This window comes from Catenulispora acidiphila DSM 44928 (assembly GCF_000024025.1).
Taxonomy (GTDB): domain Bacteria; phylum Actinomycetota; class Actinomycetes; order Streptomycetales; family Catenulisporaceae; genus Catenulispora; species Catenulispora acidiphila.
In genome coordinates, this window is the sequence record NC_013131.1 from 7,423,048 (window position 1) to 7,440,948 (window position 17,901).

Sequence of the window (17,901 nt, forward strand, 5' to 3'; positions counted from 1 at the left end):
GTGGCGCTGCGGGGACGAGGTACGTGGCTGGGACGAGGCACACGCGTGACCGGGCCGGTCGAGAGCCCGGATCCCGACGGTGCCTTTCCGCGGCTGACCGATGAGCAGATCGCGGTTTTCGCCGAGTGCGGCGAGCGGCGCCGCGTCGAGCCCGGAGACCTGCTGTTCCGCGAGGGCGAGCCGAACGACACCTTCTACATCGTGCTCAGCGGCCTGATCAAGATCGTCGACGGGTACGGCGCGGACGGGCGTGTCGTGCGGGTGCACGGCCCGGGACGCTTCCTCGGCGAACTGGGACTGCTGGAGGGGCAGGTCGCGTACGTGACCGCGGTCGTGGACGCCCCCGGCGAGGTCCTCGCGGTACCGGTCTCGGAGCTGAGCACCGCGCTGGCGCGCGAGCCGGAGCTGGGCAACCTGATCCTGCGCGCCTACCTCAACCGGCGCGAGTTGCTGCTCGGGCAGGGCACCGGGTTCCGCATCATCGGCTCCCGGTACTCCCCCGACACCCGCCGCCTGCTGTCCTTCGCCGCACGCAACCGGCTGCCGCACCGCTGGATCGACCCGGACCGTGAGCCCGACGCCGAGGCACTGCTGCGCAGCCTCGGCGTCACCGCCGCGCAGACCCCGGTCGTGGTCTGGGGCGGTCGCAAAGTCCTGCGCAACCCCGGCAACGCCGTCCTCGCCGAGACGGTCGGGCTGCGCGTGCCACCCGGCGACACCGGGTGCGACCTGCTTATCGTCGGCGCGGGCCCGGCCGGCCTCGGCGCCGCGGTCTACGGTTCCTCCGAAGGGCTCAGGACGGTGGTGCTGGACAGGAGCGCCGCCGGCGGCCAGGCCGGCACCTCCTCGCGCATCGAGAACTACCTTGGCTTCCCGGCCGGGATCTCCGGCTCGGAACTCGCCGAGCGGGCGGTGATCCAGGCGACCAGGTTCGGCGCCCGGATCACCGTCCCGGCGACCGCGGCCGCGCTGGAGCAGCGCGAGGACGGCCGCTACGTGGTCCGGCTGGACGACGGCGAGGAGATCGCCGCGCACGCGGTCGTCATCGCCACCGGCGCGCAGTACCGGCGCCTGGACGTGCCGGGCTGCCGAGAGCTCGAAGGGCTCGGCGTCCACTACGCGGCGACCATATGGGAGGCGCGGCAGTGCGAGGTGAACCAGGTGGCCGTGGTCGGCGGCGGGAACTCGGCCGGACAGGCCGCGGTCTTCCTGGCGCGCACGGCGTCCCGGGTCCACCTGGTGGTCCGCGGCGGCGACCTGGAAGCCGACATGTCGCGATACCTCGTGGAGCGCATCAAGGCCGAACCACGGATCGAGGTGCTGCCGCACACCGAGGTACGCGAGGTCCTGGGAAGCAGGCGGGTCGAGGCAGTCGTCCTCGAGGACACCGCCACCGGACAGCGGCGACGGCTGACGGTGGCGGCCCTGTTCGTGTTCATCGGCGCGCGCCCCGGCACCGGCTGGGTGGCCGATGCGCTGGCGCTGGACAAGCGCGGCGCCATCCTCACCGGCCGCGACGTCGACAGCAGCGGATCCGACGCGCAAGCGGCGCACTGGAACCACCTCTCGCGCCGGCCGTATCTGCTCGAGACAAGCCGACCCGGGGTGTTCGCGGCCGGCGACGTCCGCAGCGGCTCCATCAACCGCGTCGCTTCGGCAGTCGGCGAGGGCGCGATGTCGGTACGCCTCGTCCACGCTTATCTGCGCGAGGTCGGGGCCGCCGGCATGTGACCGCGGCCGGCGCGGGGTGGAGATCAATCTTCTGCGACATGCTTCAGGCGGCCGGTGGAGCACGCCGGGTTCCAGCCACGATGGAATCAAATACGTCGAGCACCGGCATGATGCACTCTCAGCCCATCTATCGAGTCCAGTCGCAGGCACGATAGTAAAGGCACAGTCAGCGTGCCTTTGCTATCCGCATTGGCGTATTTCGCAGCTGGCCGAGCCGTCCATGTCCCCCGTGCGCCCTGTAGCCCCGTGGCCAAGTTGGCATCGCGCGGCGTGCCTGATGGGCCAGGGACGGCAGCGCCGATTGAGGGGACGCCGACTGCCGCCATGCGCTTCCCGTGTGGTCGGATCCGTGCCAGTCGCCGTGCGGTGCCCGGTGGAGATCAGGCTGGACCTCGATGGACTGCCGCCAGCACGGCCTGATGGGTGATCCATCCGGACAGGCAGGTGCCGGTCTCGTCGAGGACCGGCAGACCCGAGGGGGTTGCCCCAACCAGTTCGGCCAGGGCGCCGGCCAGGTCGTTGTCGGCGTGTACCGGCTTGGGGACGAAGAGGACTTCGCCGACCGGTTCGGTGTCGTGTCCGCCTTCGGACAGGACTTCGGCGACCGCGCGGGCCGTGGCGACGCCGAGGAAGGAGCCGTCGGCGTCGGTGACGGGCAGCGCGCCGTGCCGGGAGACGGCCAGCGCGTCCGCGGCCTGCGACAGGGAGGTGGTCGCCGTGAGCGCGGCGGGGACCGGCTCCATCACCTCGGCGACGGTGATCCCGGCGAACGGCGAGGCCGGTGCCGGAGCGGACAGGTCTACGCCGCGGCGGCGCAGCTTGAGGGTGTAGATGGTGTCGCCGGTGATGGCTTTGCTGGTCAAGGTGGCCAGCACGATCGCGGCCATCAGCGGCAGGATGATGGAGTACTCGCCGGTCAGCTCGAACAGGATGACCACCGCGGTGATCGGTGCGCGGGCCGCCCCGGCGAACACCGCTCCCATTCCGACCAGCGCGTAGGAACCGACCGGGCCGGCGCCCGTCCCGAAGAGGTCCTGGGCGGCCAGTCCGAACGCCGAGCCGGCCATCGCCCCCATGAACAAGCTGGGGGCGAACACTCCGCCGGATCCGCCGATCCCGATGGTCAAGCTGGTGGCCACGACCTTCCCGATCAGCAGCACCAGCAGGAATCCGATCGCGTATTTGCCGGCGACCGCGTTCTCCAGGACCGGGTATCCGACCCCGTACATCTGCGGCAGCACCAGCAGCACGACGCCCAGCAACAGACCGCCGACGGCCGGGCGGGCCCACTCCGGCCAGCGCCATGCCCAGTCGCAGGCGTCCTCGATCGCATAGAGGATCTTCGAGAAGGCGACGCCTACGATACCCGCGCCGATGCCGAGTACCGCGAACAGCGCGAGCTGGGACACGTGTGCGGCGTGGAATGGCGGCAGGGTCAGGAACGGCGCGTTGCCGAAGGCCGCCCGACCGATCACCGAGGCGGTGACCGAGGACAGCACGATCATCCCGAAGCCCTCGGCGGCAAAGGAGGTGAGGATCAGCTCCATCGCGAAGAACACTCCGGCCAGCGGCGCGTTGAAGGTGGCCGCGATCCCTCCGGCCGCGCCGCAGGCCACCAGCAGCCGCATCCGGTCCTCCCCGGCGCCGACGACCCGGCCCAGGGTCGAGCCGAGGGCCGACCCGATCTGGACGATCGGTCCCTCACGGCCCACCGATCCGCCCGAGCCGATACACAACGCCGACGCCAAGGACTTCACCACGGCGACCTGCGGGGCGATCCGGCCGCTGTTGCGCGCGACCGCGTACATCACCTCCGGCACGCCGTGCCCGCGAGCCTCCGGCGCGAACTTGTACACCAGCGGGCCGTAGATCAGCCCGGCGACCACCGGCGTGAGCAGCACGAACCAGATCCCCAGCGCCGAAAGGTGCGGATTGGCGGCGTGCCCGGCGTCGGAGTAGTCGGCATGCCCGGAGAACAGGTGCGTGAAGGAGGTGATGAGCCAACGGAACACGATCGCCCCGCCCCCGGCGCCGGCTCCGATCGCCAACGCCAGCACCACCAAACCGCTCCGCCCGGACGCCAAGGCGTCCACGAGGCGGCGCAGGACTCCACGGGTCGGCACCGGCAACACAGGAGAGGAGGTCCGACGCGCCGCGCCGCTGAGGGAGGACATGATTTGCATTATGCAAACAAGATGGCCGTCCGCGTCAAGCCGCCCGCATGTCCGACACGGCCCACCACGGCGCGGTAGAACTGTGACATGAGTCCGCGAACCGCCGACCACGACAACGCCGAGCCCTCGACCGCGGCCCATCCCGCCCGCGCCGTCGCCGGCACTGTCGACCGGGTCACCGATGCCCTGCTGACCGCCTCCCGGCTGCTGGTCGCCGTCTCAGCACGCTCGCTGAACGAGGTCGAGGACAGCCTGACCCTGCCGCAGTTCCGCGCATTGGTCGTCCTGTCCTCTCGCGGACCGCTGCGGCTGACGCACCTGGCCGAGCACTTGGCGGTCAACCCCTCGACGGCGATGCGCATGGCCGAGCGTCTGGCCGCCGCCGGAATGATCGACCGCTCGCCGAATCCCGAAAACCGCCGCGAGTCCATCGCCACCCTGACCGCCGCCGGCCGCGAAGTGGTCGAACAGGTCACCAGCCGACGCCGCGAGGAGATCACCACCATCGTCGAGCGAATGCCCCCCGACCACCTCGACCGGCTGGTAGAGGCCCTGGAATCCTTCAGCGCCGCCGGCGGCGAACCCTCAGCCGGATACGACCCGATCCCCCTGGGCTGGCAGTAACGCCAGCGCGAACAGGACACGGATCGCCGCGCGGGGTGATGAACGACGATCGTCCTCCGGCAGCAGGCCGCGTTTCGCCTTGAAATGCGCTGAGACGCAAAGGCCGCGGCGACTGCTCTGTGAAGGGCAGTGGCCGAGACCTCGAGATGTGCCGCGCGGCGCGGCCAGCGGATCAGGCTACTGGAGCCAACCAGTCGAACTCGGCGGCGCCGTAGCCGTCGGCACCGACGCCAGGACTACCGCGTCCCCGCTGTTCAGCTCCGACGATCGATCGATCATGGAGATCATTCGCGAGCTGTGACGCGAGGTCCGCTACCGCGCCGGGTGCGGACATTGACCGGAAGCCAAGCCAAAAGCCGTGACGTGGCGCGCGTTCCCGGTCCTCACGCCACCACTTGCCCGGCCCGGGCCGAGCCTGGGTCCAGCACCCGGGCCAAGTGGTCCAGCAGGGCTTCGAGTTCCTCTCCTGTGCCGATCGGTCTGAGAACCTCGGATTGCATCCGGGCGAGCGATGGCGCGAGGCGGGCGTGCAACTCGCGGCCGCGCTGCGCGGCGTGGACGAGAACTCGTCGCCGGTCGGCTGGATCGGGATGGCGGTAGACCAGGTTGTCCGTGACGAGGCGGTCGATGAGCTTGGTCGCGGTCGGGGCGGGAAGCAGGGCGTATTCCGCGACCTCGGTCATGGTGTGGCCCAAGCCGTCGGCGAGCAGGTTGAGCACTCGCCACTGCTCGATCGAGCAGCCTTCGGCCTCGGCCTCCAGCAGGGCCGATTGGCGGCGTACCGCGCGGTGCTCAGCCATGCTCAGGAGGTGCACGAGATCACGCTGTGGTTCGGCCGCGGTCATCGACTCGCTCTTTCTCTTCGGCTCGTGGCGTGCTCTGGGCTGGACGGACGGGCCTGCTGCCGGTCAGGATGACTGCGCCTGGAGCTCAGCGCCGAGCCGTAGCTCGTCAGCTCTCTGCGCCGCCGCACTATTACCGTTATCCGCATCCTCGTACCCGTCCCGAGGTGGTCGCGTGTTCGCCGAGACGCCGCAGTCGCAGCCGGCGCCTGCGCCGTTGCGCGGCACTGCGGATGAGGAGTTGACCGTGGCGCTCGTGATTCCATTGTCCGGGCCCGCCGGGGTCTTCGGACCCTCCTGCGAGCTGTCGGCGCGGCTGGCGGCCGCCGAGCTCAACGATGCCGGCGGGGTGCTGGGGCGGCGGGTGCGGTTGGTACCGGTGGACGGCGGAGGCGCGCCGGAGCGGGTGGCCGCCGAGGTGGCGGCACTGGTGGACGTCGGTGCGGTGGACGCGGTCGTGGGCTGGCACATCTCGGCGGTGCGACGTGTGCTGGCGCCGCGGATCGCCGGTCGGGTGCCCTACATCTATACCGCGCAGTATGAGGGTGGCGAGCGGACGCCCGGTGTCTTCGTGACCGGGGAGACCCCTGCGCGTCAACTGCTTCCGGCGATGCGGCTGCTGGCCGAGTCCCATGGTGTACGGCGCTGGTTCGTGGTGGGCAACGACTATGTGTGGCCACGTGTGACTGCGCGGGCGGCGCTGCGGTACGCGCGGGCCTGCGGGGGCCGCGTCTGCGGTCAGGAATTCGTCGCGCTGGGCACGCACGAGTACGGCGGGGTGGTGCGCGCCATCGAGCGGAGCGCCGCGGACATCGTTTTGATGCTGTTGATCGGCGCGGACGCGGTGCATTTCAACCGGGCTTACGCCTCGCACGGCCTGCACCAAAGCGTTCTGCGGCTGAGCACGCACATGGACGAGAACATGCTGATGGCCACCGGCGCGGAGGCCACCGAGAACCTTTGGGCGGCCGCGGGCTACTTCGAGACACTCGCCACCGCGGAGAGCTTGGAGTTCAACGGGCGGTACGCGGCGCGGTTCGGGACGCAGGCGCCGGTGCTCAGCAGCCTGGGAGAGTCCTGCTATGAGGGCGTCCGGCTGTTGGCGGCGCTGGCGTCGCGGGCTCACAGCCTGAACGTACGCACCCTGCTTCGCGCGGGAAGCGCCGCGGCTTATGAGGGGCCGCGTGGCGCGGTCCGGCTGCACGGCAACCACGTGGAGCACCCCATCTACTTGGCGAGGGCCGACGCCTTCGACTTCGACATCGTCGCGCAACTCTAGACCCCGTCATCAGAGTACGAGCCCAGGAATACCCCGTCGCAGAAATAATTTCTCGGTGAAGTAACACTGCGTAACACACTCTCAACACCCGCACACCAGTCTCAACGGCAATCCCGGCGCTCCCGCCGGAGCCAGACCGTGACCGCGACAGGGAGGCAGAGTGTGACCGACACCGACAGCTCGGCCAGAACAGGGCAGGCCTCGACCGGCACCACCGCGACGACATCGACCGGTGCCAAGCGTGCCTATCACCGGTGGGCGAAGAACGACACGCTCGAGGACTACTCGCTGCGCTACGCACCCAAGTCCTTCCGGCGCTGGAGCCCCTACGTCGTCGCCACGACCGCGCTCGGCGGCATCGCCTACCTCGCCGATTTCGCCATCGGCGGCTCGATCGCCATCTCCTATGGATTCAGCAGCGCCGCCGTCGCGATTCTGATCGCCGCGGTCGTCATCTTCGCCACCGGCATCCCGATCGCCTACTACTCGGCGAAGTACTCCGTGGACATGGACCTGCTGACCCGCGGCGCGGGATTCGGCTACCTCGGCTCGACGCTGACCTCGATCATCTACGCCAGCTTCACCTTCATCTTCTTCGCCCTCGAAGGCTCGATCATGGCGCAGGCCTTCCAACTCGGCCTGCACATACCCCTGGCGGTCAGCTATCTGATCGCCTCGCTGCTCGTCATCCCCCTGGTGATCTACGGCATGACCGCGCTGTCGAAGATGCAGGTGTGGACCCAGCCGATCTGGCTGATCATGATGGTCGCGCCGTTCCTCGCCATCGCGGTCAAGGATCCCGGCGAGTTCGCCCGGTTCACGCACTTCGGCGGCGACTCGCCGACCGGCGCCGGGTTCAGCTTTCTCAGCGCCGGGGCGGGCGCCGGCGTAGCGCTCTCGCTCATCGCGCAGATCGGCGAGCAGGTCGACTACCTGCGCTTCATGCCGGACAAGACGGAGGAGAACAAGAAGCAGTGGTGGGGCGCGGTTCTCTCGGCGGGTCCGGGGTGGGTCGTGCTCGGCGCGCTCAAGCAACTCGGCGGGGCGTTCCTGGCGTTCTACGTCACCGAGAAGATCGGCAAGTCCGTTGCCGACGAGCCGATCCAGCAGTACCTGCTGGGCTTGAAGACCTTCGCCGCGCCCGTCGCGCTGGGCCTGGCCACTTTCTTCGTGGTGCTCTCGCAAGTCAAGATCAATTCAACGAACGCCTATTCCGGATCGCTGTCCTGGTCCAACTTCTTCTCCCGGGTCCTGCACAAGCACCCCGGACGCGTCGTGTGGATCTTTCTGAATGTCGGCATCTCGCTGGCGCTGATGGAGGGCGGGGTCTTCGGCTTCCTGAACAACGTCCTCGGCTTCTACTCCAACGTCGCGATCGCTTGGATCGGCGCCGTCACCGCCGACCTGGTGATCAACAAGCCGCTCAAACTCAGCCCGTCCTACATCGAGTTCAAGCGCGCGCACCTGTACAACTTCAACCCGGTCGGCTTCGGCTCCATGCTGATCGCCTCCGCGGTCTCGATCGTCGCGTACTTCAACGCCTTCGGTGCGTACGCCAAGGCCTTCTCTCCCCTGATCGCCCTCGGCATCGGCCTGGCCCTCTCGCCGATCCTGGCGTACACGACGAAGGGCAAGTACTACATCGCCCGCGTGGACGGCCTCGACGAGCCGCTGGTCGTGGACGGCCTGCTGTCCTCCGTCGAGCTCACCTGCACGGTCTGCACGGACGCCTTCGAGCGGCCGGACATGGCATCCTGCCCGTTCCACAGCGGTCCGATCTGCTCGCTGTGCTGCAGCCTGGAGGCCGCGTGCCACGACGCGTGCAAGAAGACCGGGTCCGGGGCGGTCGACCTCGGTATGCCCGTCACCGCGACCCCGGTGTGATCGGCGAAAGGCCCACGACATCATGCTTCTGTCCCCCCACGAGCAGGAACGCCTGCTCATCCACGTCGCCGCCGGGCTCGCCCGGGAGCGGCGAGCCCGCGGGCTGCGCCTGAACTACCCGGAGGCGATCGCCGTGCTCACCTCGTTCCTGCTCGAACGCGCCCGGGACGGCCACCGTGTCAGCGAACTGATGGACGCCGGACGTCATGTGCTGACCCGCGAGGATGTGCTGGAGGGGGTGCCGGAGATGATCGACGAGGTGCAGATCGAGGCCACCTTTCCGGACGGCACGAAGCTCCTCACCGTGCACCGGCCGATCGGATGAGGGGCTCGGTGGATCACTCACAGCAGCTTCAGACCGGGGGTGTGGCCCCCGGCGAGGTCCGGCTCGTCGCCGAGCCGATCGAACTCAACGCCGGGGCGCCGCGTACGACGCTCACCGTGCTCAACACCGGCGACCGGCCCGTACAGGTCGGCTCGCACTACCACCTGGCCGAGGCCAACCCGGCCCTGGAATTCGACCGCGGCGCCGCCTGGGGCCGGCGTCTGGACATCCCGGCGGGCACCGCGGTGCGCTTCGAACCAGGCCTGGCCCGCGAGGTCGCGCTGGTTCCGATCGCCGGGCGGCGGGTCGTGACCGGACTGCGCGGGATCAGCGGCGCGCGCGGGGAGGGCAGGCTCGATGGCTGAAATGTCCCGGCAGCGTTACGCGGCGCTGTACGGCCCGACCGTGGGCGACAGCGTCCGGCTCGCCGACACGAACCTTTTCATCGAGGTCGAGCGGGATCTGTGCGCGCACGCCGGATATGGCGAGGAAGCGGTGTTCGGCGGCGGGAAGGTGATCCGCGAGTCGATGGGCATGGCCCACCTCGCCCGCACCGGGCGCGGCGACGTTCCCGGCAGCCCGGACACCGTGATCACCGGCGCCGTCGTGCTGGACCACTGGGGTGTCGTGAAGGCCGACGTCGGGATCCGGGACGGCCGGATCGTCGCGCTGGGCAAGGCCGGGAATCCGGACACGATGCACGGCGTGCACCCGGCACTGGTGATCGGCCCGTCCACAGAGGTGATCTCCGGCAACGGCCGGATCCTCACCGCCGGCGGCATCGACGGACACGTGCACTTCATCTGCCCCCAAGCGATCACCGAAGCGCTGGGGGCGGGCATCACGACCCTGATCGGCGGCGGCACCGGACCGGCTGAGGGCAGCAAGGCCACGACCGTCACTCCGGGCGCCTGGCATCTGGCCCGGATGTTCGAGGCCCTGGACCCGTGGCCGGTCAACTTCGCGCTTCTGGGCAAGGGGAACTCGACCAACGAGGAAGCCCTGTGGGAGCAGCTGCGCGCGGGCGCGGCCGGATTCAAGATCCACGAGGACTGGGGCGCGACGCCTGCCGCGATCGACGTCTGCCTGCGGGTCGCGGACGCCTCGGGCGCCCAGGTGTCCATCCACACCGACACGCTCAACGAGGCCGGGTTCGTCGAGAGCACGGTGGCTGCGATCGCCGGGCGCACGATCGAGGCCTACCACGTGGAGGGAGCCGGCGGTGGCCACGCACCGGATATCATCACCGTCGCCGGCCTGCCGAACTTCCTTCCGGCCTCGACGAATCCGACCAGGCCGCACACCGTCAACACCATCGACGAGCACCTGGACATGCTGATGGTGTGCCACCATCTGTCGCCGGCGATCCCGGAGGACCTGGCGTTCGCCGAATCCCGCATCCGGCCGACCACGATCGCGGCCGAGGACGTCCTGCACGACCTCGGCGCGATCTCGATGATCGGCTCGGACTCCCAAGCGATGGGCCGGATCGGCGAGACCGTCATCCGCACCTGGCAGACCGCGCACGCCATGAAGGCCCGGCGTGGCGCGCTGCCCGGCGACGGTGCCGCCGACAACCATCGCGCCCGCAGGTACGTCGCCAAGTACACGATCGGCCCGGCCGTCGCTCACGGTATGGACGCCGAGATCGGATCCGTCGAACCGGGCAAGCTCGCCGACCTCGTGCTCTGGGACCCGCGTTTCTTCGCGGTACGTCCTCATCTGGTGATCAAGGGCGGTGCGATCGCGTGGGCCGCGATGGGGGATGCCAACGCCTCCATCCCGACGCCGCAGCCGGTGCTGCCCCGGCCGATGTTCGGGGCGTACGGTCACGCCCCCGCTGCCACCAGCCTTGCCTTCGTCGCACCGGCCGCGATCGGCGACGGGCTCGCCGAACGGCTCGGCGTTCGGCGCGAGCTGGTCGCGCAGAAGGATGTACGGCGGCTGACGAAGGCGGACCTGCCGGAGAACACCGCACTACCGCGGATCGAGGTCGACCCGGATACCTTCACCGTGCGCATCGACGGCGAGACCGTGGAGCCTGCTCCGGCCGAGATCCTGCCGCTGGCTCAGCGCTACTTCCTGTTCTGAGGCCGGCATCTGTGAACCTGGCCTCGCTGCTCATGCTGACCGACAGCCGCCTGCCCGCGGGCACGCACGCGCACTCGGGCGGGCTGGAGGCCGCCGTCGCCGCCGGGCGGGTCCTCGAGCCGGGCGACCTCCACGCCTTCCTGCTCGGCCGGCTCACCACCACCGGCCTGACCGGAGCCGCCTTCTCGGCGGCGGCGCTCGAAGCGGCTCGCGGACCGGACGACGCGCTGCTCGCCGAGCTCGACGCCGAGTACGAGGCGCGTACCCCCTCGCCCGCGCAACGCCGCGCGTCCCGAACGCTGGGCCGGCAACTCCTGCGCGCGGTCCGCGCGGGCTGGCCGGGCCCGGCTCTGGCCGCGGCTTCCGCCGTGCACCCGGACGGCCCCCACCAGCCGATCGCCTTCGGCGCGGCGGGTGTGACCGCCGGTCTCAGCGCGCACGACGCCGCGCTCGCCTGCGCACTCGGCGCCGTCAGCGGTCCGGCGAACGCCGCCACCCGGCTCCTCGGCGTCGACCCCGACGCGGTCACCCGGGTGCTCGCCGTGCTCGAACCCCACATCCAGGACACCGCTGACGCGGCGCTGAAAGCCGCGCTCGGCCCGATCAGCGAACTGCCATCGTTCAGCGCACCCCGTCTGGACATCTCGGCAGAACATCACAGCACATGGGAGGTGCGTCTCTTTGCATCGTAAATATCCTGACGAAGGCGCGGCCGGAGCCGGCATGAGCTTCGCCCTGGGGGCCGCGCGTACCGGCGGACCGCTCCGCATCGGCATCGGCGGTCCCGTCGGCTCGGGCAAGACCGCCCTCGTGGCAGCCCTGTGTCGTGCACTGCGCGACGATTACGCCCTGGCCGTGGTGACCAACGACATCTACACCCGTGAGGATGCCGAGATCCTGCTGCGCCAAGGCGTGCTCGAACCGGAACGGATCTCCGCGGTGGAGACCGGCTGTTGTCCGCACACCGCGATCCGCGACGACATCTCGGCCAACCTCGAAGCCGTCGAAGCCCTCGAACGGCGCTTCGCCCCCCTGGACCTGGTGCTCGTCGAAAGCGGCGGAGACAACCTCACCGCGACCTTCAGCAAGGGCCTGATCGACCGGCAGATCTTCGTGATCGACGTCGCCGGCGGAGACAAAGTCCCTCGCAAGGGCGGCCCCGGCATCATCTCCTCCGATCTGCTGGTGATCAACAAGACGGACCTCGCAGAGCTGGTCCACGCGGACCTCGACGTGATGCGCCGCGACGCCAAGCGCCAGCGCACCGACGCGCACGGAACCGAACGCCCCACGGTGCTCATGTCGCTCGCCGCCGACCCGCTCGCCGCCGACGTCGCGGCGTGGACCACCGCTCTGATCGCCCAGCGCCGCGCCGGCGCGAGCACTGTCCGGTCCCCGGCATGAAGGCGACGGCGCGCCTGGTCGCCGAGGCACGTTCTGACGGCACGACCCGTCTGGCCACCCTCGCCGGGCAAGCCCCCTTATTGCTGCGCCAGACCATGGGGGACGGCACGACGGACGCCGCCCAGGTCCACCTCGTCGCTGGCGCCGCCGGACCCATCGGCGGCGACGAACTGCACCTCGGTGTCCACCTCGGCCCGGGAGCCCGCGTGCGGATCCGCAGCGTCGCCGCCTCCCTCGCCCTGCCCGCAACCCAGCCGTGTGAGTCGACCCTCGATATCAGGATACGTATCGAGAGCGGCGCCGCGCTCGACTGGAGCGCCCAGCCGCTCATCGCCGCGCGCGGCGCCCGCCACCGCACGACCGTGAGCATCGAGATGACCGACGACGCCCACCTGATCTGGCAGGAACAGACGCTGCTCGGCCGGCACGGTGAGGAGCCCGGATCGGTGGTCACTCGTCTGCGTGTCCGCCGCGGCGGCCGCCCTCTGCTCGACCACACGCTCGCTGTCGGCCCGGCCCATCCCGGTTCGCTCGGACCCGCCGTCGTCGGAGCCGATCGTGCCGGCTCCACGACCGTGATCGTTGATCCGGCCTGGACCAGAGTGCCACCCGCCAAGCGGCTCACCATCGAACCCCGCGACGACGACCACGGCGCTCTCGCGGTGTTCCCGCTCGGTGGACCCGCAGCCGTCATCAGTGCCTTGGCACCGGACGCCCTCAGTCTGCAACGGCTCCTCAGCCGGAACGCAGCCCTTCGCCTTCCTGCGCTTGCGGCGTATCCCGCGCAGGCCGTCGCAGGATCAGGTTGATGACCAGTGCGGCTTCATCGCTCATGACTCACATCCCCTTGGCGGTACCGACCTGCGGGAACCGGGAGTCGGCGACATCGGCAGGTTTGAGCGCCGAACAAGCGCCACCGGGCGATCCGCCCTCGAACGGTGACTCACTGGCTTCGGCATACCGAAGCGGTGAAGGCCGAGCCGAACCGGACGGGTGATGTCGGTGACGTCGGTGATCGTGACCTCGCCGTCCGCTGCCACGGCCGAGAAAGTGCGGCCCATGCACTTGACGACGGTTCCGGCTCCGGACACCTCGTCGATCTCGAATACCTTGTCCACCTGCTTGTCAGAGGCCTGCACCGGGCCTCGTCCCTCGCTCGCGGGCACGTTGAGCGCCCTCCTCGCGTCGCCGTTTCACCAGAACCCTGATTCGTGGCGACTCAGTGTAGGCGCCGACGCGAACCGGCGGCCGTCGTGCCCGTAGAGGGGTTCCACCACTGGCATCGCGAACCGGCGATTCCGGAAGTGCCCGCCCCCGCCCCGATCATGGATCCCGTTCCGGATACACCATGGGATACCTCAGTAATCAGTTCTTCACGACGGCGACTCGCATCGGCAAACACCTTGTCCGACAGTCATCGCAACACCGCGCACCGGCCGACCCGGCGGTGCCGCCGACTCCCCGTCAGGAGGACCCGATGTCCCAGGCGACGACCTCGTCATGACCGCTCGGACCGTCTCGGTTCCGGCCAGCCCGGCGCCGTTCGCGCTCGACCCCGGGTCGGCCGCGCTCATCCTCATCGACATGCAGCGTGACTTCCTCGAGCCCGGCGGGTTCGGGGAGTCGCTCGGCAACGACGTCTCTCTGCTGCGCAAGACCATCGCTCCGCTGCAAGCTGTGCTCGCCGCCGCCCGTGCGTCCGGTATGCCGGTGATCCATACGCGGGAGGGGCATCTGCCCGATCTGTCCGACTGCCCGCCGAGCAAGCTCAACCGCGGCGCGCCGTCGATGCGGATCGGTGATCAGGGGCCGAAGGGGCGCATTCTCATCCGTGGCGAGTATGGCCACGACATCGTTGACGAGTTGGCTCCCGCACCCGGTGAGCCAGTCGTCGACAAGCCCGGCAAGGGGGCGTTCTACGCGACCGCGTTCGGGGAGATCCTTGGCGGGCTCGGGGTCACCCAGCTGATCGTCACCGGCGTGACCACCGAGGTGTGCGTCCATACGACGGTCCGTGAGGCGAACGATCGCGGCTTCGAGTGCCTGGTGCTCTCCGACTGCGTCGGCTCGTATTTCGCCGACTTCCAGGAGGCCGCGCTGGCCATGATCGCGGCCCAGGGCGGCATCTTCGGGTGGACGGCGACTTCCGCCGATTATCTGGCCGCCCTCGAATCCGCGGCCGGCGCGGACGCCATCACGACAGCTTCCTGAAATTGCCGCCGTCGAACGTCCAGTGCCAGGCACGGCAAGGCACCACGAGCGACGCGGGACAGCACAAGCACGCCCCGTCTGGCACCGCGCACCGCGCAGCACCGCATCTCGGCGCGACACCGCGCCGCACGCCCGGTCATCCAACCCCAGCCACGGAGCCGCCATGTCCACGGTCACCCCAGCCCCGGCCGCCACCACGGAGGCCGGCCCGCCCGCTCGTGCTCCCCTGGTGGGTGCCCGGCGACACCAACGCGTTCTTCGGCCTCGGATTCAACGTCCTGGTCAACGTGCTCGTCCTCACCGGACTCGTCATCGGCGTCGTGGGCATCTCCAGCCACGACACGTTCCACACGATCCTGCCGGCGCTCGGCGTCGAGCTGCTGATCGGCAACGTGTACTACACCTACCTCGCTCGGCGCCTGGCACGCCGGGAGAACCGGAACGACGTCGCCGCGATGCCGTACGGGCCGTCGGTGCCGCACATGTTCATCGTGACCTTCGTCATCATGCTTCCCACCTACCTGGCGACGAATGACCCGGTGCGGGCCTGGGAGGCCGGTCTGGCCTGGGCGTTCGTCATCGGTGTCATCGTCCTGATCGGCGCGTTCGTCGGGCCGTACATCCGGCGCTGGACGCCCCGGGCGGCGCTGCTCGGCACGCTGGCCGGCATCTCGGTGGCCTTCATCTCGATGCGGCCGGCCGGCCAGATGTGGGAGCAGGCCTGGATCGCGCTGCCGGTCCTCATGATCATCCTGATCGGCTTCTTCACCAACCTGCGCCTGCCCGGCAACATCCCCGTCGGCCTGGCGGCCCTGCTCGTCGGCACGGCCATCGGCTGGGCCGGCGGGTTCATGTCCGCCCCGGACGTCTCGGCCGCCGCCAAGGACATCGCGATCGGGTTGCCGACCTTCCAGTTCCACCTGCTGTTCACGGGCATCAGCCACATCGGGCCGCTGCTGTCCACGGCCATCCCGCTGGGCATCTACAACTTCACCGAGGGCATGACCAACGTGGAGAGCGCCTCGGTCGCAGGCGACGACTACAACCTGCGATCCGTCCTGCTCGCGGACGGCACCGGGGCCATCGTCGGCGCCGCCCTGGGCAGCCCCTTCCCCCCGGCCGTCTACATCGGCCACCCCGGCTGGAAGGAGGCCGGCGGTCGCACGAGCTACTCCATGGCCTCCGGCATCGTCGTGGCGATCCTGTGCTTCACCGGCATGTTCGGCCTCCTCGGCGCGCTACTCCCGCTCCCGGCGATCGTTCCGATCCTGCTCTACATCGGCCTGCTCATCGGCGCCCAGGCCTTCCAGGCGGTCCCCCGCGCCCACGCCGCGGCCGTCATGATCGCCATCATCCCCAACGTCGCCTCCTGGGCCCAGGGCCAGATGGCGGACGTCCTGTCCGCCGTCGGCTACCAGAACGTCGACTTCGCCTCGGGCGCCAAGCTCATCCCCCCGACCGCCACCACGCCGGGCACCGTCCCAGAGAGCTCCCTGGTCAGCGCGGGCGTGATCTACAAAGGCCTGATGTACCTCGGCGACGGGGCCGTGCTCGCGGGCCTCATCCTCGGGGCCATCGTCGTCTTCCTGATCGACCGGGCGTTCCTCAAAGCCGCGATCTACTGCGCGGCCGGCGCCGTCCTGGCCTTCGTCGGACTGATCCACGGCGCGAAGGTCGGCTGGGATGTCAACGGCGAGGTGGCGCTCGGCTACGCGTTCGCCGCCCTCGTCTGCACCCTGTTCCATTTCCGCAAGGTGCCTGCACGCGTCCCCGCGCCCGACGAGGCGCTGCCAGCCCCCGAACCAGCCTGACAGTGCCCCGACGGGGCCGGAGCTCAACCCGCCTCGGCCCCCACAGCCCGCCCGATGACGGCCGCGAACAGCAGCGGTCGCTCCAGATGCACCGCATGCCCGCACCCCTCCAGCACCTGGAATGGCAGGCCCGTGAAGGTGCTCAAGGCGCGCGCCGCTTCGTGCCGGGCCGGTGGCGACAGCTCGCCGACCGTCGTCGACGTCCGGCCGAGGGCTGGGACGGTCGCCGGTACCGCCGGTTCGAAGGCGCGGAACATGGCGAAGTCGCGTCCCACCGCCTCGGGATCGGCCGGGGCCATCGAGGCGTCCCAGGCCGGCCCGTACAACGCCGCGCCGAACCCCGGCACGCCGCGCGCCTGGTACCCGGCCGCGACGTGCGCGAGGAGGCCGGGGACGAGGCTCCCGACCGCGGGTTCGTGCAGGACCGCGCCGGCCAGCGGCACGCCCGACGCCATCAGGGCCAGGCCCAGGGTCGCCCCGCCGCTCACGCCGATCACCACCGCGCCCGCCGCCGTCTCGGCCAGGGCCGCCAGCTCCAGGTCCAGATCACCGCTGTAAGCCCGCTGCGGAGCCGCGACCCTGATGTCGGGCCGAGTCCGCGACAGGGCTTCGCGCACTGGATTCCAGACCGCCGCAGTCGTCGCGGCGCCGTGGATGAGGACCACTCGCGGCGCGGGCACGCCGATCAGCATAGAGTGCGCGGCGGCAGGCCGCGGCGTGTGTCAGGGCCCTGTCGGACGGCGGGGATTGATGCCGAAGTAACACCTGGGTAACGGCCGTGACATGCCGTCTGTGGAGGATCGCGGCATGGATTCCGCCGTGGATACGCTTCAGGATCCCGCTCCGTCGAACATGTCGCCCAGCGAGTCCGCCTACCGGCAGCTGCGCGACCGGCTGCTGATCGGCGGGTTCCCGCTGACCCGGCAGCTGGCGGAGAAGCGGCTCGCGGCGATGTTCGGGGTGTCGCGGACGCCGGTCCGGCACGCGCTGATCCGCCTGCACGGCGAAGGGCTCGTCAGCCAGCACGCGCAGGGCGGCTACCGTCCCGCGGTTCCCGATCCGAACGACATCGCCTGCCTCTACGAGGCGCGCCGAGCACTGGAGATCGGCGCGCTCTGGCGACCCGAGGAGGCCGGTACGTCGCACGACCGCGGGAAGTTGGACGCGCTGCGCGAGGACTGGGAGGCGCTGCGCCGCGATCCGCCTCCGGCCGACGCCGAGTTCGTCACCACCGACGAGGACTTCCACATCCGGCTCGCTCAGGCCGCCGGGAACGAGGTCGTCGCCGACCTGCTGCGGTCGGTCAACGCGCGGATCCGAGTGATCCGGATTCACGACTTCCTCAGCGACGACCGCATCGAGGTGACCATCGGCGAGCATCTCGGGATCCTCCAAGCCGTCGCCGCCGACGATCCGGCCGGCGCCGAGAAGCTCTTCCGCGCGCACCTCGCGAAATCCAAGGAGATCGCCGAGGAGCGGGCCCTGCGTGCCATCGCCCGGATGGCCACCCTCGACTGAAGAGAGG

At 70.0% G+C, this 17,901-nt stretch carries 16 protein-coding genes; 13 read left to right on the forward strand and 3 right to left on the reverse strand.

The genetic code is table 11. The features are described 5' to 3' along the window. Positions 1-45: 45 nt before the first annotated feature. Positions 46-1,731, forward strand: coding sequence for an FAD-dependent oxidoreductase (locus CACI_RS31875; protein WP_015795014.1), 1,686 nt, complete (start codon positions 46-48; stop codon positions 1,729-1,731). Positions 1,732-2,111: 380 nt separating this feature from the next. Here CACI_RS31875 and CACI_RS31880 read toward each other — a convergent pair whose 3' ends face one another. Then, a complete protein-coding gene (locus tag CACI_RS31880) occupies positions 2,112-3,914 on the reverse strand; it encodes a chloride channel protein (RefSeq protein WP_015795015.1) in 1,803 nt (600 codons plus the stop codon). A 78-nt stretch (positions 3,915-3,992) separates the two neighbouring features. Between CACI_RS31880 and CACI_RS31885 the strand changes: the two genes are divergently transcribed. Next, a complete protein-coding gene (locus CACI_RS31885; protein ID WP_015795016.1) occupies positions 3,993-4,529 on the forward strand; it encodes a MarR family winged helix-turn-helix transcriptional regulator in 537 nt (178 codons plus the stop codon). Between the two features lie 383 nt (positions 4,530-4,912). On the opposite strand, the gene CACI_RS31890 is transcribed toward CACI_RS31885, so the two are convergent. Then, positions 4,913-5,374 (reverse strand): MarR family winged helix-turn-helix transcriptional regulator, encoded by a 462-nt coding sequence (locus tag CACI_RS31890; protein ID WP_015795017.1) that lies wholly within the window; start codon positions 5,372-5,374, stop codon positions 4,913-4,915. A 172-nt stretch (positions 5,375-5,546) separates the two neighbouring features. On the opposite strand from CACI_RS31890, the gene CACI_RS31895 reads away from it, so the two are divergent. The 10 genes from CACI_RS31895 to CACI_RS31940 all read left to right on the forward strand — a co-directional run bounded on the left by CACI_RS31895 (position 5,547) and on the right by CACI_RS31940 (position 16,376). Beyond that, positions 5,547-6,650, forward strand: a complete 1,104-nt coding sequence (locus CACI_RS31895; RefSeq protein WP_015795018.1) for a substrate-binding domain-containing protein — start codon at positions 5,547-5,549, stop codon at positions 6,648-6,650. A 162-nt stretch (positions 6,651-6,812) separates the two neighbouring features. After that, positions 6,813-8,534: a purine-cytosine permease family protein gene (locus CACI_RS31900; protein ID WP_015795019.1), complete on the forward strand. Its 1,722-nt coding sequence runs from the start codon at positions 6,813-6,815 to the stop codon at positions 8,532-8,534. Positions 8,535-8,556: 22 nt separating this feature from the next. After that, positions 8,557-8,859, forward strand: coding sequence for an urease subunit gamma (locus tag CACI_RS31905; RefSeq protein WP_015795020.1), 303 nt, complete (start codon positions 8,557-8,559; stop codon positions 8,857-8,859). Between the two features lie 41 nt (positions 8,860-8,900). Next, positions 8,901-9,224 carry an urease subunit beta gene (locus CACI_RS31910; RefSeq protein ID WP_041540569.1) on the forward strand — a complete coding sequence of 108 codons (324 nt, stop codon included), beginning with the start codon at positions 8,901-8,903 and terminating at the stop codon, positions 9,222-9,224. Beyond that, entirely contained in the window at positions 9,217-10,950 is a 1,734-nt protein-coding gene (locus tag CACI_RS31915; protein WP_015795022.1) for an urease subunit alpha, read from the forward strand. The genes CACI_RS31910 and CACI_RS31915 overlap by 8 nt, the downstream gene beginning before the upstream one ends. Before the next feature lie 11 nt (positions 10,951-10,961). After that, on the forward strand, positions 10,962-11,642 hold the full coding sequence (locus CACI_RS31920) for an urease accessory protein UreF (RefSeq protein ID WP_015795023.1): 681 nt from the start codon (positions 10,962-10,964) through the stop codon (positions 11,640-11,642). 31 nt (positions 11,643-11,673) lie between these two features. Beyond that, positions 11,674-12,354: an urease accessory protein UreG gene (gene ureG, locus CACI_RS31925; protein WP_015795024.1), complete on the forward strand. Its 681-nt coding sequence runs from the start codon at positions 11,674-11,676 to the stop codon at positions 12,352-12,354. Next, the gene (locus CACI_RS31930; RefSeq protein ID WP_015795025.1) at positions 12,351-13,163 is read left to right on the forward strand and encodes an urease accessory protein UreD; all 813 of its coding nucleotides are present in this window, start codon (positions 12,351-12,353) and stop codon (positions 13,161-13,163) included. Before ureG ends, CACI_RS31930 begins: the two co-directional genes overlap by 4 nt. Positions 13,164-13,854: 691 nt before the next feature. Further along, positions 13,855-14,565: a cysteine hydrolase family protein gene (locus CACI_RS31935; protein WP_015795027.1), complete on the forward strand. Its 711-nt coding sequence runs from the start codon at positions 13,855-13,857 to the stop codon at positions 14,563-14,565. A 218-nt stretch (positions 14,566-14,783) separates the two neighbouring features. Next, positions 14,784-16,376, forward strand: a complete 1,593-nt coding sequence (locus tag CACI_RS31940; protein ID WP_015795028.1) for a xanthine/uracil/vitamin C permease — start codon at positions 14,784-14,786, stop codon at positions 16,374-16,376. Between the two features lie 23 nt (positions 16,377-16,399). Here CACI_RS31940 and CACI_RS31945 read toward each other — a convergent pair whose 3' ends face one another. Then, the gene (locus CACI_RS31945; protein ID WP_223297300.1) at positions 16,400-17,056 is read right to left on the reverse strand and encodes an alpha/beta fold hydrolase; all 657 of its coding nucleotides are present in this window, start codon (positions 17,054-17,056) and stop codon (positions 16,400-16,402) included. Between the two features lie 127 nt (positions 17,057-17,183). Here CACI_RS31945 and CACI_RS31950 point away from each other — a divergent pair, with 127 nt between their 5' ends. Continuing rightward, a complete protein-coding gene (locus CACI_RS31950) occupies positions 17,184-17,894 on the forward strand; it encodes a GntR family transcriptional regulator (RefSeq protein WP_015795030.1) in 711 nt (236 codons plus the stop codon). Positions 17,895-17,901 lie beyond the last annotated feature (7 nt).

What these genes read in the sequence shown, in the direction of transcription:
- CACI_RS31880 (WP_015795015.1), bottom strand. Translation starts at nt 3,914, where the DNA reads ATGCAAATCATGTCCTCCCTCAGCGGCGCGGCGCGTCGGACCTCCTCT.
- CACI_RS31885 (WP_015795016.1), top strand. Translation starts at nt 3,993, where the DNA reads ATGAGTCCGCGAACCGCCGACCACGACAACGCCGAGCCCTCGACCGCG.
- CACI_RS31890 (WP_015795017.1), bottom strand. Translation starts at nt 5,374, where the DNA reads ATGACCGCGGCCGAACCACAGCGTGATCTCGTGCACCTCCTGAGCATG.
- CACI_RS31905 (WP_015795020.1), top strand. Translation starts at nt 8,557, where the DNA reads ATGCTTCTGTCCCCCCACGAGCAGGAACGCCTGCTCATCCACGTCGCC.
- CACI_RS31915 (WP_015795022.1), top strand. Translation starts at nt 9,217, where the DNA reads ATGGCTGAAATGTCCCGGCAGCGTTACGCGGCGCTGTACGGCCCGACC.
- ureG (WP_015795024.1), top strand. Translation starts at nt 11,674, where the DNA reads ATGAGCTTCGCCCTGGGGGCCGCGCGTACCGGCGGACCGCTCCGCATC.
- CACI_RS31930 (WP_015795025.1), top strand. Translation starts at nt 12,351, where the DNA reads ATGAAGGCGACGGCGCGCCTGGTCGCCGAGGCACGTTCTGACGGCACG.
- CACI_RS31935 (WP_015795027.1), top strand. Translation starts at nt 13,855, where the DNA reads ATGACCGCTCGGACCGTCTCGGTTCCGGCCAGCCCGGCGCCGTTCGCG.
- CACI_RS31950 (WP_015795030.1), top strand. Translation starts at nt 17,184, where the DNA reads ATGGATTCCGCCGTGGATACGCTTCAGGATCCCGCTCCGTCGAACATG.